This is a genomic window from Pseudarthrobacter sp. PH31-O2 (genome assembly GCF_030063265.1).
GTDB lineage: Bacteria > Actinomycetota > Actinomycetes > Actinomycetales > Micrococcaceae > Arthrobacter.
Map to the genome: position 1 here is coordinate 162,609 of NZ_JASIST010000002.1, position 16,243 is coordinate 178,851.

At 65.7% G+C, this 16,243-nt stretch carries 8 protein-coding genes; all 8 read left to right on the forward strand.

Translation table 11 applies throughout. The annotated features are described in order from the left end of the window. Nucleotides 1-3 precede the first annotated feature (3 nt). Nucleotides 4-984: a ribose-phosphate diphosphokinase gene (locus tag QMG72_RS04740; RefSeq protein WP_226773588.1), complete on the forward strand. Its 981-nt coding sequence runs from the start codon at nt 4-6 to the stop codon at nt 982-984. Between the two features lie 258 nt (nt 985-1,242). Further along, nucleotides 1,243-1,839: a 50S ribosomal protein L25/general stress protein Ctc gene (locus QMG72_RS04745; protein ID WP_226773587.1), complete on the forward strand. Its 597-nt coding sequence runs from the start codon at nt 1,243-1,245 to the stop codon at nt 1,837-1,839. A 115-nt stretch (nt 1,840-1,954) separates the two neighbouring features. Next, nucleotides 1,955-2,542, forward strand: a complete 588-nt coding sequence (gene pth / locus QMG72_RS04750; protein ID WP_226773586.1) for an aminoacyl-tRNA hydrolase — start codon at nt 1,955-1,957, stop codon at nt 2,540-2,542. A 180-nt stretch (nt 2,543-2,722) separates the two neighbouring features. After that, nucleotides 2,723-5,461, forward strand: a complete 2,739-nt coding sequence (locus tag QMG72_RS04755; RefSeq protein WP_226773585.1) for a helix-turn-helix transcriptional regulator — start codon at nt 2,723-2,725, stop codon at nt 5,459-5,461. Next, nucleotides 5,439-8,150: a helix-turn-helix transcriptional regulator gene (locus QMG72_RS04760; protein WP_349358885.1), complete on the forward strand. Its 2,712-nt coding sequence runs from the start codon at nt 5,439-5,441 to the stop codon at nt 8,148-8,150. The genes QMG72_RS04755 and QMG72_RS04760 overlap by 23 nt, the downstream gene beginning before the upstream one ends. A gap of 619 nt (nt 8,151-8,769) precedes the next feature. Continuing rightward, on the forward strand, nt 8,770-10,359 hold the full coding sequence (locus tag QMG72_RS04765) for a sugar transferase (RefSeq protein WP_283479827.1): 1,590 nt from the start codon (nt 8,770-8,772) through the stop codon (nt 10,357-10,359). A 212-nt stretch (nt 10,360-10,571) separates the two neighbouring features. Beyond that, on the forward strand, nt 10,572-13,304 hold the full coding sequence (locus QMG72_RS04770; RefSeq protein WP_349358887.1) for a helix-turn-helix transcriptional regulator: 2,733 nt from the start codon (nt 10,572-10,574) through the stop codon (nt 13,302-13,304). 97 nt (nt 13,305-13,401) lie between these two features. Continuing rightward, entirely contained in the window at nt 13,402-16,023 is a 2,622-nt protein-coding gene (locus tag QMG72_RS04775) for an AAA family ATPase (protein WP_283479829.1), read from the forward strand. Nucleotides 16,024-16,243: the final 220 nt, after the last annotated feature.

A 16,243-nucleotide genomic window follows, 5' to 3' on the forward strand; every position in this document is an offset into this window, starting at 1 on the left:
AAAATGAGCGAAATTACGGCACACGGCGAGAAGAAGCTGGTGCTTGCCGCTGGGCGCGCGCATCCCGAGCTGGCGAGGGAGATCGCCAGGGAGCTCGGAACCGAACTGCTGCCACTGGACGCCTACGACTTCGCCAATGGCGAGATCTACGTCCGGGCCGGAGAAAGTGTGCGAGGGACGGATGCCTTCGTTATCCAGGCGCATCCCGCACCGCTGAACAACTGGCTGATGGAGCAGCTCATCATGATCGATTCGCTCAAGCGGGCCTCCGCCAAGCGCATCACGGTTGTGTCGCCGTTCTACCCGTACGCCCGGCAGGACAAAAAGGGCCGCGGACGCGAACCCATCTCTGCGCGCCTGATCGCCGACCTGTACAAGACCGCCGGCGCCGACCGCATCATGAGCGTGGACCTGCACACCTCGCAGATCCAGGGCTTCTTCGACGGTCCGGTGGACCACCTGATGGCCATTCCGCTGCTCGCGGACTACATCCGTACCCGCGTCGGCTCCGACGACATCACTGTGGTTTCCCCGGACACCGGCCGTGTCCGGGTCGCCGAACAGTGGGCCGAGCGCCTCGGCGGGGCGCCGCTGGCCTTTGTGCACAAGAGCCGCGACCTGACCGTCCCGAACCAGGCAGTCTCCAAGACTGTCGTTGGCCAGGTCGAGGGCCGCACCTGCGTGCTGATCGATGACATGATCGACACCGGGGGAACAATTTCCGGTGCGGTCCAGGTGCTCAAGAACGCCGGCGCCAAAGACGTTATTATCGCCGCGACACATGCCGTCTTCTCCGATCCCGCAGCCCAGCGGCTGTCCGAGTCCGGGGCCCGCGAGGTTGTCGTCACCAATACCCTGCCGATTGACCCCAGCAAGCACTTCCCGCAGCTCACAGTGCTCTCGATCGCGCCGCTGATCGCCCGCGCCATCCGCGAAGTGTTCGACGACGGCTCCGTCACCAGCCTGTTTGACGGCAACGCCTGAACCACCGTTCGAGGCCGCTCCGCGGCAGCCGGTGCGGGACCGTTTTTACGATCCGGGTCCCGCACTGGTAACCTTGTACCGAAACCTTGGCGAGGGAGAGCGCCGGTCATCCGTATCTATGGAAACCGGTCTGCTGGTCTCCGTTATCGACTGGGTCTGAATCTCCCTTCGGAAGGGCGGCCGCATGGCCGCCCGGCGTTGAAGGTCGCAAACAGACCTCCGCCCTTGCTGACCGCCGCTAGTCCCTAGGAGATATCCATGTCCGAGCACAAAATCGCAGCTGAAGTCCGCACCGAATTCGGCAAGGGCTTCGCCCGTCGGGCCCGTATGGCTGGCCTGATCCCGGCCGTCATCTACGGCCACGGTGCCGTGCCGATCCACATCACGGTGCCGGCCAAGTCCACCACCCTGGCCGTCCGCGCGGCGAACGCCCTGCTGACCCTGGACATCAACGGCGAGCAGCACCTTGCCCTGGTCAAGGACATCCAGCGGGACCCGATCAAGCAGATCATCGAGCACCTCGACCTCCTGACCGTGCGTACCGGCGAAAAGGTCACCGTCGACGTTCCCGTGCACCTGACCGGCGAACTGGCGCCCGGCAACGTGTACAACCAGGAAATGACCCTCATTTCCCTTGAAGCTGAGGCAACCCACCTGCCGACGTCCGTCGAGGTCAGCATCGAGGGCCGCACCGCCGGTGAGCACATCCACGCTTCCGACCTCGTTTTGCCCACGGGCTCCGTTTTGCTGGCCGACGCCGAGTCCCTCGTCGTCCACATCTCCGAAGCAACCGAGGTCTCCGAGGAAGAGGCGTCAGCCGACACCACCGAAGGCTCCTCGGCCGCAGCCGAGTAGTTCCCGCGAAGTCTCCGGTGGCCGGGTCCCTGCAGGGGCCCGGCCGCCGTTGTCTCGGCCCGGCAGCGCCACCTCCCGCTTCCGGAACCGGCCCGCCTTACCGAAGGACTGACCCATGACTGACACCTGGCTGATCGCAGGGCTTGGCAACCCCGGAGCGGAGTATGCCCACAATCGGCACAACGTGGGGCAGATGGTCCTCGATGAACTCGCAGCCCGGATCGGGAGCGGTTTCAAATCCCACAAGTCCCGGGCCCAGGTCCTGGAAGGTCGCTTTGGAATCGGCGGCCCCCGGGTGGTACTGGCCAAGCCGCTGAGTTATATGAACGTATCCGGCGGCCCGGTCTCGGCGCTGGCCAGGTTTTACGACGTCGAGCCCGGCCACGTAATCGCCGTGCACGACGAAATCGACCTGCCTTTTACGTCGGTAAAGCTGAAACTGGGCGGCGGGGAAGGCGGCCACAACGGACTGCGGGATATCTCCAAGGCCCTCGCCACCAAGGACTACCTGCGTGTCCGGGTCGGCGTCGGGCGCCCGCCGGGCAGGATGGACACCGCCGACTTTGTGCTGAAGGACTTTTCCGGCGTAGAGAAGAAGGAACTTCCTTTCCTGATCGACGCGGCGGCCGATGCCGTTGAAGTTTTGGTCCGTGACGGTCTGGCGGCCGCGCAGCAGCAGTTCCACCCGGCGAAGGCCCCCTAGCCGAAAACTCACCGGCCATTGCGCTGCAGCGCATTCGCCACGTGCCGGGGAAAGCCAGCCAATTGCTTCCGCACCTCCTGAAATGCCTATATGATCGCTCTACTCTCATGTAGGGATACGCCACGTCGAAGCGGACGGTCTCAGGTTTTGCTGTCCGCAACGCGGTACGAAGGAAACAAGATGTCGAGGGAAACGCTGGGCTGGGGGAATGTTTCCACTACGTGGGTACCCGCCGCAGAAGAACTTCCCACCGGTCCGCTGGACGGGCAGAGGTGGTCCGGTCTTGCGCGCCGTGCCGACGCCGACCGGGTCCGCAGTGCCCTGCTCGCCGACGACCACGTGGGGGTTGTCATCACCGGGGACCGCGGTGTCGGCAAGACCCTCGTCGGTCGAACAGTGGTCTCGGGCTTCGGACCCGACGTCTACACCCTTCAGCTGCGCAGTTCCGGGTCCACTACTCCCTACGGGTGCCTGGCTTTTACGCTCGCCCGCCTTCCACAAAGCTCCCTGGGGTCGCCGACGGCCATCCTGCAGGGCATCACGGCCCTGATCCGCGACGACGCGGCCGGGCGCAGGTGTGTCATCCTGCTGGACAACGCGGGCGCACTTGACGAGTTGAGCACCGGTGTCCTGCTCAACCTTGTGCAGACCGGGACTGCACGGCTCGTTGCTACCGCGCAGCGTACGGCCGACCTTCCGCCGGACTTCTACTGGCTCATCACTGCCGGGCGGCTTGCCGAAGTCCGGCTCGCGAACCTCACCGAGGTTGAGACGCTTGAGGTGCTCCAGGCCGCCCTCGGTCACCGGGTGTCCACCGCGCTGGCGAGCCAATTGCATCGAATTGTGGGCGGCAGCCCGACCCTGCTGCAGGCAGTTGTCTCCGAGCAGATCGAACGCGGCAACCTCGTGCTCTCGGGCTCTGTCTGGACCCTGGTGGATGAGGTGGTCCTTGACGGCCGCACCGCACTTGAAGACATCGTCCGGGCCCGGTACGCGCGTGAAAAACCCTTGGCGCGTGAACTCATCGAAGTACTGTCGTGCGCCCGGACGCTGCCCCTGGCCCGGCTCGCGCAAATGTACGGCCCCGGTCTTGTCGCCGACATGGAAGACGCCGGCCAGATCGTCGTCGACCGGGCGGGCCGCCATCTTGTGTCGCTGGGCGACCGCTACCTCGGCGATATCGTCCGCAACTGGCTGAGCGTGGAGCGCAGGCTGGAATTGCGGGACAAGGTGCCCGGGCACCAGCCGGACGAATTGAACGAGTTGACTGTGGAGGACCTGCTGGCCTACGCGGCGTGGACCCACGACTGCGACAGCGCCCTGGCACCGGCCCACGCCGTGGCGGCTGCCGGCGCCGCCGTTAAGCTCTTTGACCCAAAATTTGCACTCAAATGCGTCAGCAACTTGACCCCTGAGGATCCGGAATGGGCCGCGGGGCAGCTGCCCAAGTCCGCAGCCTACCTTCAGCTGGGGTTGCCGCTGCAGGCCATGGCTGCCTTGGACGACGTCTCCGGGGATCAGCTTGACGAGCTCGGGGCAGAAGCGTACACGGAGCTGATTGTCGCCAAGGTGGACTGTATGTCCTGGCTCGAGGACCGGAGCGATCAGGTCCCTGGCCTGGTCCGGCAGGCGCGGGAGCGGCTCCAGGTACCCGGCGGAGGCCAGAGCGCGGACCAGCTGCGGGAGCTGGCGGGCGCACAACTGCGTTTGGACCTTTGCGAATTCGGCTACCTCTCCTTTGTTGGTGACTATGAGCCCATGATGGACCGGCTAAGGTCAGCGGCTTCCGCGGAAGGCGAAGACGTTAGCGCCCTGCACAGGCTCAGGTGCCGCATCATCCTGATGGAAGCCCTGTGCATGACAGGCAAGGAAATAGAGGCTCTCAAACTGATGCGCGAGATTGAGGGCCAGCTTGGGGAATGGTCCAATGTGCCGCGGATCCGGGAAAACTTCGCATGGCGGGCCTTTAACGCGCTCCTGCTGTCCGGGAAGTGGCGCCAGAGCATCGACATCCTCAAGGATGCCGGTGGCCGGGCGGGCCATGGGCAGCATTCCGGCAGCGCACCGACTGATCTGGCCGCCGGGCTCGCTTACGTGTACGCGGGCCGCGGCTACCTGGCCATCGAGCCGCTCCTGGCAGCCGTCGCGCAATTGGAAGTTCGGGCGAGCCTGCAATCGCTGCGGCAGGCCTACGCGGCAACGGCTTTCGCATACGCCCAGGCCGGGCATTCCGTGGAGGCCACCAGCTACTTGGCCCGGGCACGCTCAGCGGACGCTTCCGCCCGTTTCGCGGTCCGAAGTGCCGCAGACTTCTGCATGGACATGGCTTCCCGCTGGCTGGGGGAACCGGAGGCGAAGGACAGGCTTGTGCACGCGGCGGAGGCACACTTCCGGGCGGGCCGATTCACCCTGGCCGGCATCTCTATGCTTGGTGCGACCGTCCACGGCACGACCAAGGATTTCGAGTTCCTGGAGCAGACCGCGAAGTTACGCCAGGGGCCCCTTGCGGAGCTGACCCGGACTATTGCCGAGGGCAGCCGCAAGAAGGACGCTGCCATCATCATGGCGGCCGCCAGCCAGGCGGCGGCCATGGAACTCGATGCGGTCCAGGCCCGCTGCGCCGCTCTGGCCTTCGACTTCGCCAAGGCCGCAGGGCTGAGCAGCAAGGCCAGCGCCGCGCACGCCATGCTTGAAAGCCTCGCCGATTCCCTGCCGGCCCTGCCGATCATGCCCAGGAGCAGGGGGCCGTTGCTCACGGACAGGGAACGGCAGATTGCCGCCCTCGCGGGCAACGGCGAATCGAACAAGGACATCGCGCTGTCCATCGGCATTTCCGTCCGAACAGTGGAAGGACACCTCTACCAGGTGTTCACTAAGCTGGGAGTTTCGTCACGAAGTGATCTCCTTGGACTCATCTAGGAAGCGCCGGGCCGCGCCGCGCCCAGCCGCTGCAGCCGGAGTCCCGATCGGGCGGACGGAGGAGGCGCGTTTGGCGGTGGAGTCGGTCCTCGGCCCCGACCACGTCGCTGTGCTCCTGTTCGGCGACAGCGGAATCGGCAAGTCGACCCTCGTGGAAGCCGTGGTCGCCGAACTTCAGCATGCCGTAACGCCGGTCCGGATTCATGGCAGCGCCTCGCTGGCCAATGTCCCCTACGGCGTGCTGGGTCCTTTTATCGTCGGGTTGCCGGTGCAGGAAGCCACTTCTCAACTCGCGGTACTCAGGACGTTCTGGTCCCGGTTGGAGGAAGAGCGCCGCGTCTCCCAAAAGCCCCTGCTGCTGGTGGTGGACGACGCCCACGACCTCGACGAGTCGACGGCGGGCATCCTGGTGGAACTTGCCGCTGCCGGCTGGGCAAAAATGCTCGTAGCAGCGCAGACGCGGCCCGGCCTGCCGGAACCGCTGTTGCAGCTGTGGTTTGAGGGCATCGCGAAACGCCTCGACCTGCGCCCGCTGACCCGCGAGCAGACAAGCCACATGCTGGAAGCAACGCTGGGGCCGCAGGTCCTGCCCAGCGTTGCGGAGATCCTTTGGGAAGCCTCGGCGGGCAACCCGCTGCTGCTCAGTGGCCTCATCGCCGATGCGAAGGCCGATGGCACGCTGCTGCAGCGTAACGGGGTCTGGTTGCTCTTGCGTCCGCTCAAGAGCCACGGGGCCCGGTTGACGGACGTCGTGCGCCGGCAACTGCTCCGGCGCTCACCGGCAGAGCGCCAGGCACTGAACCTGATTGCCCTGGCGGAGCCCGTGACCCGGGATGCTATCGAATCCGCTGTGGGCGAAGATCCGGTGGCGGCCCTGATCGAACATGAATTGATCCGGGTGACGCCGGCACCGTACCCTCAACTGCGCCTGTGGCACTCGACGTACGGGGACGCCTTGCGCAACCTGATATCGCCGGCCCGCAGCCTGCAGCTCCGGCAGAGCCTGCTCCGGTTGATGGGCAGTGAACCGACGTCGGCAGAAGGCCTGCTTCGCCAGGTGAGCTGGTCGATGGACTGCGGAGTGGAAGTCGAAGACCGCCAGCTGCTGCGGGCAGCCGCCCTGGCCAGCCGGCTCTACGAGGATGATTTGGCCCGCCGGGCCGCTGCGCTGGTCAAGGACCCTGAACTGCAGGTGGCAGCACGGGCAGTGACGGCACGGACCTACTTCAATACCTCGGACTATGCCGCAGCCCGGGACATCCTGGAGGTCGACTTCGCCCAAGGACAGAGCGTAGCTGTCCTCCTGACGGGAACGCTGATGTGGGCCGCTGTCCAGGCAGCCCTGGGCCACGCGCCGGCGGACATCATGGACCGGGCCCGGGCACTCCTGGCTGCCGGGGAGCGGCTGGCCAGGGCCAACCCGGATGACGCCGAACAAATCCTCGGTGCCACCCGGGAGCGGTACGCCACCATGCACGCCATGGTGTATGCACTTGCGGGGGAATACCGGCAGGGTGCCGATACGGACGCGGCCGACGAAGCCGCCCCGGCCAACACCCTGGAATCAGCGTTCAGGCTGGCGCTGGCCTCGGAGCGGCTCCTGGTCCAGGGCAAGGCCGTTCAGTCCTTCGCTGTTATTTCCGAAGCCTTGGAAACCGCAGGCACGGGGGTCGATGAACTGTATTTCCTCGCGGAATTCCTCGTTGCACGGGCGGTGGCCGCCGTGGTCCATGGCGGCGACTGGGCAGCTGCCGGAAAGCTCCTCGCCGGACTGGCAGCAGGCCAGGGACCCAACCTCATCTCCTTCGGCGGGGGAGTCCACGCCGCGCAGGGTATTATCCAGCTGTATCAAGGCAAAGCGTCGCAGGCGCTGACGACGCTCAGTGTGGCGCTGGAGTCGCTGCGGCTTACGGATCCCCAGCAGCTCTTCGCCCTGACTGCCTCGATGGCGTTCGCCGCAGCCGCCGACGTCGGTGCCACCGACAAAGCCGCGGCATTCCTCGCCGACTATGAAGCTGCGCCGCGGCCGGTGTCCCGGTACCTGCGCGTTCTCTCGCAGATGGCAGTCACCTACGGCAAGGCTCGGCTCGGTAATTACCCGGGCGCCGTTACGGAGCTGCGCGCACTGGGCCGGCCACCCGGCGACGGTTCCACCGCAGGCCTGGAACTGGACTCGCTGGCGTTCTGCCTGTCCCTCGGAGACCGGGACGCGGCGACCAGGCTGCTTGAGCTCCGACCCGGGCTGGAAGGCCCCAGGCCGGCTGCGATCTGCCACTATGCGGCGGCGATCAGTTCCGACCGGGCCACCGACCATCTGGAAGCCGGGAAGAGCTGCGAAGCGGCTGAGCTGTGGGGTTTCGCGGCGCTTGCCTACGACGCCGCTGCTGACGGATACCGGGGAACCGGTGATACCCTGCGCGAGCGGATGGCGATGGCCCAGCGGAAGCGGTGCTTGGAAAGGGCAGACGGTGTCGCTGCACAGGACGAGGAAGCTGAGGACGACGCCCTGGGCCTGCTGACCCGTCGTGAACGCGACATCGTAGCGCTGGCGGTGCGTGGCCTGGGTGACCGGCAGATAGCCGCGGAGCTGCAGGTATCCGTCCGGACCGTTGAGGGCCACCTTTACCGCAGTTATGCAAAGCTCAACATCAAAGGCCGCGACCAACTCCCCGGTTCGGCCGGCAGCTAAGCCGCCAGGTTCCTTCCGGGCCATCCCTGGCTGCACCTCCATCCCGTCCCTGTCCGGGCGCACGGCTGCCGGGGCAGTGCCATGCCTGCTCGGCCGGGTGGCCTAGGTACGCACTCCCGGCGCCGCGTAGGCGACCACGTAGTTGAATGCGGCACCGGATCCCGAGCGCCTGCGTTTCCAAGTAGGCACCGCCACACACCCGCCGGGCCGGGGCCGTAAATCGAGTATGGACTACCGGTGTGCCCGGGCCCGGGGACCGGCTTAATTGATTTCAGGCACCAGACGGACAACCTCGATGAAGGTCTCAAATGTGGAATCCTGATGAAACAAGTAAGCCCATGTCCCGGGCGGAACCGTTGCTAGCTGCGGCTTCGAGCCATGATCCGCGCGGAACCATCCGGGTCGTCGAGACTGTCCGGCATGGTGCTCCGGGTCAAATATTCTTCCCTAACCGGTCTCCTCAACGGTCCGCACGATGTGTGCTGACCCCCTTGACGGAGCCGACGGCGTCGGAACCTTCTGAGACCGAGGTTCCCCCCCCAGCCGCCGTCGGCTCCCTAGCCTCCACCCGTGGCCGCTGTCTGCCTCTGCAGACAGCGGCCCACGGCCGGTGGGTGTTATGAGCAGCACCAAGGCCCAGCCAAGGCATTCACACCGGAGCTGGCAAACCCGCTGGATACCCGCCGCAACGGCGTGGCGTTCCGGGGGGCAAGCAGCCGCAGCCCTGCCGTTGCTGCAGCCGGCCGCCGTGCTGCTGGCGGCCCGCGCACCAAGTACTTCCGGCCGGGCCTGGGTCAAGTTCTATCGGCGGGGCCTGCGCTGCACCGACATACTCGTTGTACTGCTGGCTACGGCCTCCGGTATCGAGGCCGAGGCGTCAGCTGACCTCTCCGCCGGCGCCGGAGTACCCCTTGGCGGCGGCGGCTCCGTGGTTTTCGCCGCGGGCGTCGCACTGCTGTGGGCGGCGTTCCTCGTTGTGTACCGGACCCGGGACTCGACCATTCTGGGCGTAGGGTCGGACGAATACAAACGCGTTGTGGCCGCGACCTTGAACGTTTTCGGGCTGGCCGCCATGGTTGCCGTGCTGACCCAGTGGAACGCTGCAGGGGCAATGTTTCTTGTGGGGCTGCCGGTGGGAATCCTCGGGCTGGCCGGAAGCCGGTGGATCTGGCGGCAATGGATTAACTCCCAGCGGCTCCGGGGCCACTACCTTTCCCGGGTTGTGGTTTCCGGGGAACCTGAGGATGTCAGGTATGTCATCCGGCAGTTGAATCGAAAGTCCGGTGCAACCTTCGAAGTACTTGGAACACTGGTCTCCGGGGGGACGGCAGGGACGTCGCTCCGTATTGATAACCGCGAAGTCCCGATCCTTGGCGGCCTGAACGACATCGTCCCGGCCGTCCAGGAAGCCGGCGCGACGGCGGTTATTGTGGCGGGGCCGATGCCGGGTGGAAACAACGGGCTCCGTGAGCTGGGCTGGATGCTGGAGGAGCATCAGGCCGAGTTGGTGCTGGCGTCAAACCTCACCAACGTTGCCGGTCCCCGGATGCACCTGCGCCAGGTGGAAGGACTTCCCCTGATGCATGTGGACCTGCCCCGGTACGCCGGTGGAAAGCACCGGATAAAACGTGCGATGGACGTGGTCCTCGCCGCCGGCGCACTGTTGGCCCTCGCACCGGTTTTCCTCGTCCTGGCCTTGATCGTCCGCTCGGACAGCCCGGGACCGTCCTTCTTCCGGCAGGAACGCGTGGGCAAGGACGGGAAACGTTTCTACATGCTCAAGTTCCGTTCGATGGTGGAGAGCGCGGAGGACGACCTGAACGCGCTGATGGCACAGAACCAGGCCGCGGGAGTGCTGTTCAAGATCCAACACGATCCACGGATCACCCGGTGCGGTCGATGGATGCGCAAGTACTCCCTCGATGAGCTCCCGCAGTTCTGGAATGTGCTCCGCGGCGACATGAGCATGGTTGGCCCGAGGCCTCCGTTGCCCCGGGAAGTCGAGCTGTACGAACGCAATATCAACCGCCGGCTGCTGACAAAGCCCGGGATTACAGGACTCTGGCAAATTGGCGGACGCTCGGATCTGCCGTGGGAGGACGCTGTGCGCCTCGACCTCTACTATGTGGAGAACTGGTCCATGTGGGGAGACGTGGTCATTCTCTGGCGGACCTTGAAGGTAGTGATCAGTCCCGAAGGGGCCTACTAGCCGGGGATACCGCCCCCATGGCGGCAACCGGTTAGGCCCGTCGGGACTACTTACCCGGCGTCGCCGCTTCGCCGGTCCTATCTGAGTACACCTACGTAGATGGAACCAATCTCCGCCCCTGGATTCGAGTAGTTCTTACGCATGTTGAAGTAGTCCAGCCTCCATAGGTTTGATTTATCACTGGTCACACTTTGATTGCGAAGGTCTCTCACATGTTTCAGCACAGCGGTAGCTTGCCCGCGGGCAGCGGCACTACAGTCCCAGTTCCTTCCAGCCAACACTCACATCCGGGGTGGCACGACAGGCCATATGCCCGTCGGGACCTCGTCGCGAACATTCTCGCCGGGCTGCAATCCGGTTCAGGCTGCGGCGTTGTCCTGGTGGGGGAGCACGGCGCGGGCAAGTCCTTCCTGGCCCAGCGCGCGGTCGAACAGCTCGGGGACGGCCATCTTGTGGTCCAGGTACGGGGCAGCTCCATCTCCTCGAAGCTTCCCTACGGTGCCCTGAGTGTGCTCTTGAATGACCTCGATGCCTCGCACCTCGAGCATCCGCTGATGGTCCTCCGCGGGCTGACACAGCTGCTCCACAGCAAAGCCAAGGGACGCCGGGTTGTTCTGTTTGTCGACAACGCCCACGACCTCGACGAGCTCTCGACGATGATGGTTGCCCAGTTAAGCGCCGGCGGCCATGTGTCCTTGCTGGCAGCATGTGTGGACCTGCCCAATGTCGGCGGCGACATCATGGGGCTGTGGAAGGATGACATGCTGCGCCGGGTGGACCTTGGCCCGTTCGATTTCACCGAAACCGCCACCACCCTGCAGCACGAATACGGCGGGCACTTCTCGCACGCTGCCGCCCGGGCGTTGTGGAACGCCAGCGGCGGCAACGCACTGTTCCTGCACTCTTTGACCCGGGAGCAGATCAAGCTGGGAACCATTGTCCGTCAGGACGGCACCTGGATCCTGGGCGATCGGCCGGTTTCCCTGACCGGAGAAATCCGGGACGTCGTCAGGGCCCGGCTCAACCGTCTGAGCAGCGGCCAGCGCGATGTCTTCGAGCTGCTGTCCCTCGCCGGTTCCGTGCCGCTGCAGACCCTAATGAATGTTGCCAATTCCCAGGACATGGACGCACTCCAGGAGCGTGGCATGATCCGGGTCAGCCACGACCATCCGCCGACTGTCAGTATTGCCAACCCGGTAGTGGCGAGCATTGTGGCCAGCGTCGTGCCGCCAGGGCGCAGCGCCGAACTCCGGCGGCGCCTCGGCGCGGGGATGGAGGAATCGGAACGGGCAGACGCTGCGGGCTCGAAGGAAGTTGCGTGGGCGCTGGATTGCGGCGAGGAAGTACGGCCCGGACGTGCACTCTCGGCAGCGAAGATGGCAAACGATGAGTCTGATCCCACCGCTGCGCTGAGGTTCATTCAGGAGATTGACGGACAGGAATCCATGGTCGGGGCCGCGATCGAATCTGCTCGTGCTCACCTCAACGTCAATAACGAGGATTCGGCCCGGCGGGTTTTGCAGGTCCTGGGCCACACGCTCGAAAAGGATGCTGAGTTCGCTGATTGGGCTGCCATTGAGTTTCTTCGCGCAGAACTGGACAAGCGCCAGCCCGCGACAGCCGCCCAGGCAGGCGCCAGGCTGTTGGAAATCGGACGACGGCTTGAGGCGCAGCCACGGGAGGCGAACGTGGCGGATCTCCGCGAAAAGCTGCGGAGCGCCAGCGCGGAATTGGCCGTTTTTGAGGGCCGCTACCAGGATGTCCTGACGATGTTTGCCGACGTGGACACCTGCGATTTAGGCAGCGAAAGGAAGATTGTGGCCGCCAGCCTGGTCTGCGAGGCGATGGCTGCCACCGGCGATGTCCTGGCAGCGACAGCACTGGGCCGGGAGGTGATGGCCGCCGCCGTCCGCAGCGGAATTTCGGACACGTCGATCCGGCAGATCCGCTGCCGCTTCCTGCTGCTGCTGCTGCTCTGCGGAAAATTTGGCGAGGCCAGCGCGTGCCTGACTGCGGCCGCGGCGACCGCCGAGCCGCAGGCCCGGCTGGGCGGCATTTTCGAGATCGGGCAAGGGATTGTGGATCTGCATCGAGGGCTGCTGAGCGAGGCGTTGCCCAAGCTCCAGGCCGGCCTCCTGCAGCTTAAGGTCCAGGATCACGAATCCCTCTGGGCACTTGCCACGTCCGCGGGCGCCTATGCAGCCTGCCTGCAGGGGGAGGAAGACAAGGCCGAGGCCATGTTGTCAGCGCTCGGTAAGAAGGACGCCAAGGGGGCCTGGATCGCCGAGCGGATGACCAGGTACTACGAGCTGTCCGCCCGTGCCGAGCTCGGACAACGGACGGCCGCCATTCGGTTCCTGACGGCAGAAGCCGACATCGATGAGGCCGCGGGCGCTCTGAGCACCGGCCTGCTGTTCTTGTCTGCGGCGGCCCGTTTGGGGGACCGGCAGGTGGGCCAGAAACTGGCCGGCCTTGCAACCCAGGTCAATGGACGGTTCGCAGCACTGTGCCTCCGGCTGGCAGAGGGATTAAAGAAGTCCGACAGCGAGCAGCTGCTTGGGGCTGCCAAGGATGCCGAAGAGCTGGGCCACACCATCTTTGCAAGGGATGCGGCGCGCAAGGCGGTTAGTTGCGCCCACGATGCCGGCAACCGGATTTCACTGAGGATTGCCCAGCGTATGCAACAGTCCGTGGAAGACCGGATCGGCGGTCCGAAGAATGGGCTGCATTCCTTGACGACGTCAACGCTTACGGCCAGGGAGATCGAGGTCGCCGTCCGGGCAGCCAGCGGAACCTCCAACCGGAAGATCGCCGAACAGATCCACGTTTCGGTCCGGACCGTGGAGGGCCATCTGTACCAGGTGTACGCGAAACTGCATGTTGCAAGCCGGGCCGAGCTCAAAGAAGTGATGTCCGGCCCGGTGGACAATGTCCGTCTCGGCTGACCGCCGCGGGCGCTGTTAGTTCCGGCTGCGCTAACAGCCGGACCCGCACACCGGGGATGAGGCAGTGACCCAGCAGTTCGGAGGAAAGGTGGGGAATGTGGAAAGCCTGAACCAACCCGCCATGCTCGTTGCCCGTGCCAGGCTCGTTAAGGCGGTTGCGGGCTCCCTCAGCGACGCAGGCACATCCGGGGCTTTGATCGTCGGAGGCGCCGGCACCGGCAAAACCGCCGTGACCACGGCTGTTCTGCACGAACTTCGAGACCAACCGCCCTATATCCGTCTGGCCGCGACACCGGCGCTCGCGGCGGTCCCCTTCGGGGTGCTGGCGCCGCATCTGGCCGAGTTGCCGGCACGGGACCTCGACTCCTACCCCGCCGTTCTCCAAGCCATGACCAGCAGACTCAGGTCCAGGTCCGGGCGGCCGCTCTTTGTGGTCGACGATGCCCAGAGCCTGGACCGGGGGACCTTGCACCTGGTGGCGCAGGCAGTGGCCACCGGCGCAGCAGGCCTCCTCGCCACCAGCGGACCCGGAACATTGATCCCCAAAGAGTTCCTGGCACTCTGGGACGACGGAATCGTCGCGAAATACGAGCTTGCAGCGCTGAACCGGGCGGAAGTCCACCAGCTATGCGAACAAGTCCTGCGCTGCGACGTTTCACCGTGGGTCAGTGCGAGCTTTTCCTATCTCGCCGCGGGGAACCCGTTTATGGTGCTGTCCTTGATTGAACACTGCCGGCGGACCGGGGCGCTCGCGCTGCGGCATGGGGTATGGCTGCTGGTCGCTGAGCCGGTGCTGGCCGGATTCCCGGAAGCAGACCTCGTGCACCATCAACTCCGGGGGCTCTCCTCGGAGGCAAATCTTGCCGCCGCCCTGGTGGCATTGGCCGGGCCGTTGAGCGTCGGCCAGCTCCTGAGATTCAGCAATCCCAAGGCCGTCGACGCACTGGAACGGGCCGGCATCATCGAGGTCTCCCGTTCCGGAGACCGGCGGGTTCGGCCCGCAAGTCCGCTCATCGGTGAAATTGTGCGTCGACAGATTCCGGCCGGACGCAGCGCTCGCCTGCGGGGGAGCCTACTGGCCCTACCCGGCGGCGGGCAGCTTCGCCCGGAAGCGTTCCGGAACCAGGTCCGCTGGGCAATGGATTGCGGTGCCCGCGTCCCCGCGGCCGATCTTCTCCGGGCGTCCCGCCTGGCCAATGTTGCTCTCGACCCGAACGCCGCGCTGCGAACAGCAGCTGCCGTCGGCGACGAGTCTTTTTTGCCGCAGGCCCGTCTTCAGGCGGCTTACGCTCAATTCACCTCGGGCCGGCCCCGGATCGCCAGTGGCCTGCTCCAGCAGGCCACTGGTTTGCACGGAACCGATGAGCCCTACCTCTCGGCAGCGCTGGCTGCCCGGCTCAAGGCGGTCGCAGCAGAACGTGGCAGTGGATACGCAACGCCGCTAAACCTTGGCCCGGCGCTGCTGCCGGAGCCTGCGCAGCCCCTCCGCGACGGGGTCGGGGACATCAACGTCTTCGACCCGAGCGGTTCCTTGACCGAAGTCGAGGGCAGACTCCGCGTTGTGATCGAAGGGACAGGGGCGCCGGCAACGATCCGCATTCCGGCTTCTTCGTTGCTCGCCCTGATCTGGAGCGCCCAGGGGCGTGTCCTCGCGGGACGCGCCCTGGACCAGCAAGCCTGGCAAGACGCTAAGTGCCACGAGCTGGCTCTGCCGTTGATCGACGAGGACCTGCTGATGCGGCACTGCCTGGTTCTCACCTTGGCGGGGGAATGGGATCCCGCCGCGGCCGCCATCGACGACTACGCCAGGGCGTACCCCCCGCGGCTGATACGAAGCGGCGGCATGCTCCAGGCCATGCGCGGATTCTCGATGATCCGACAAGGCCGGATGCCTGAAGCCCTGGCAGCTATGTCACTCGCCGCAGAAGAACTCAAGGTAGCGGATCCCTGGCAGTTGCGCTGCTTCGTCTACTCGGCTGCGTCATATGCGGCGGCCGCGGCAGGGGACCGGAACGCCGGCCACGAACATTTGGCGTCGTTCCGACGGCTCCCCGGCGGTGAACCACTGGTCCTGCGTCTCCTCGTCGAAGCGTATTCCACGGTCGCCGCCGGCACTCTTGCCAGACGGGATAGCCAAAGCTCCCTGACGGCCCTTGCGGAACTGGCCCGGGGCCAGGGCCTGCGCTGGATCGAAACGGAAATACGGAGGCTGGCGCTGGTCCCGGGCGATACCCCAGGCGCTGCCGCCCTCGCCATAAGCAGCAGCGCCGTTGACGGGCCGGAGTCTGCGTTGGTGCATGATTTTGCGCGCGCGGTTGCCGAGTCCGATGCGACCGGCCTGATGAGGACCGGCGATGCCGCCCTGGCCGCAGGCTACCTGCGTCTGGCGCTCGAATCCGCGCAGCAGGCCGAATGGTGCCTGACGCAGGAATGGGACCATCGCCGGCTGCCTGCTGTCCGGGCACAGGTCCAGCAACGGTTGGCGGCTCTCGGGATGTCCCCGCACCTGGGGTTCGTCGATTCAGAGCCTGCCCCGGCGCTGACGGCCCGCGAATCCGAGATCCGTGGCCTGGTCTCCGGCGGCGCCAGCAATGCCGAGATTGCTGCGTTGCTCCGGGTCTCGGAGCGCAGCATCGAACGGCAGCTGTACAGGATCTTCGCCAGGCTCGGCGTCAGCCGGCCTCTCGATCTTCCCGGCCCGGGCTCCGTTCCGCGATAGACCGGCTTGGCGCACGACAGCGCAGCAGGTGCCGCCATGGGCGGCACCTGCTGCGCTGTCGTGCGGACCCGGCGCTACTGCCGGGTTTCAGGCGGGGATGATTTCGATGGCGGAGATTTTTGGTTCGTCGGTGGTGGCGGTGAAGTCGAGGTTGAGGGTGCCGTCGGTGATGTTCAGTTGTTGGGTGATGGTGTGGGCTGTCATCGGGGCGACGGTGGCG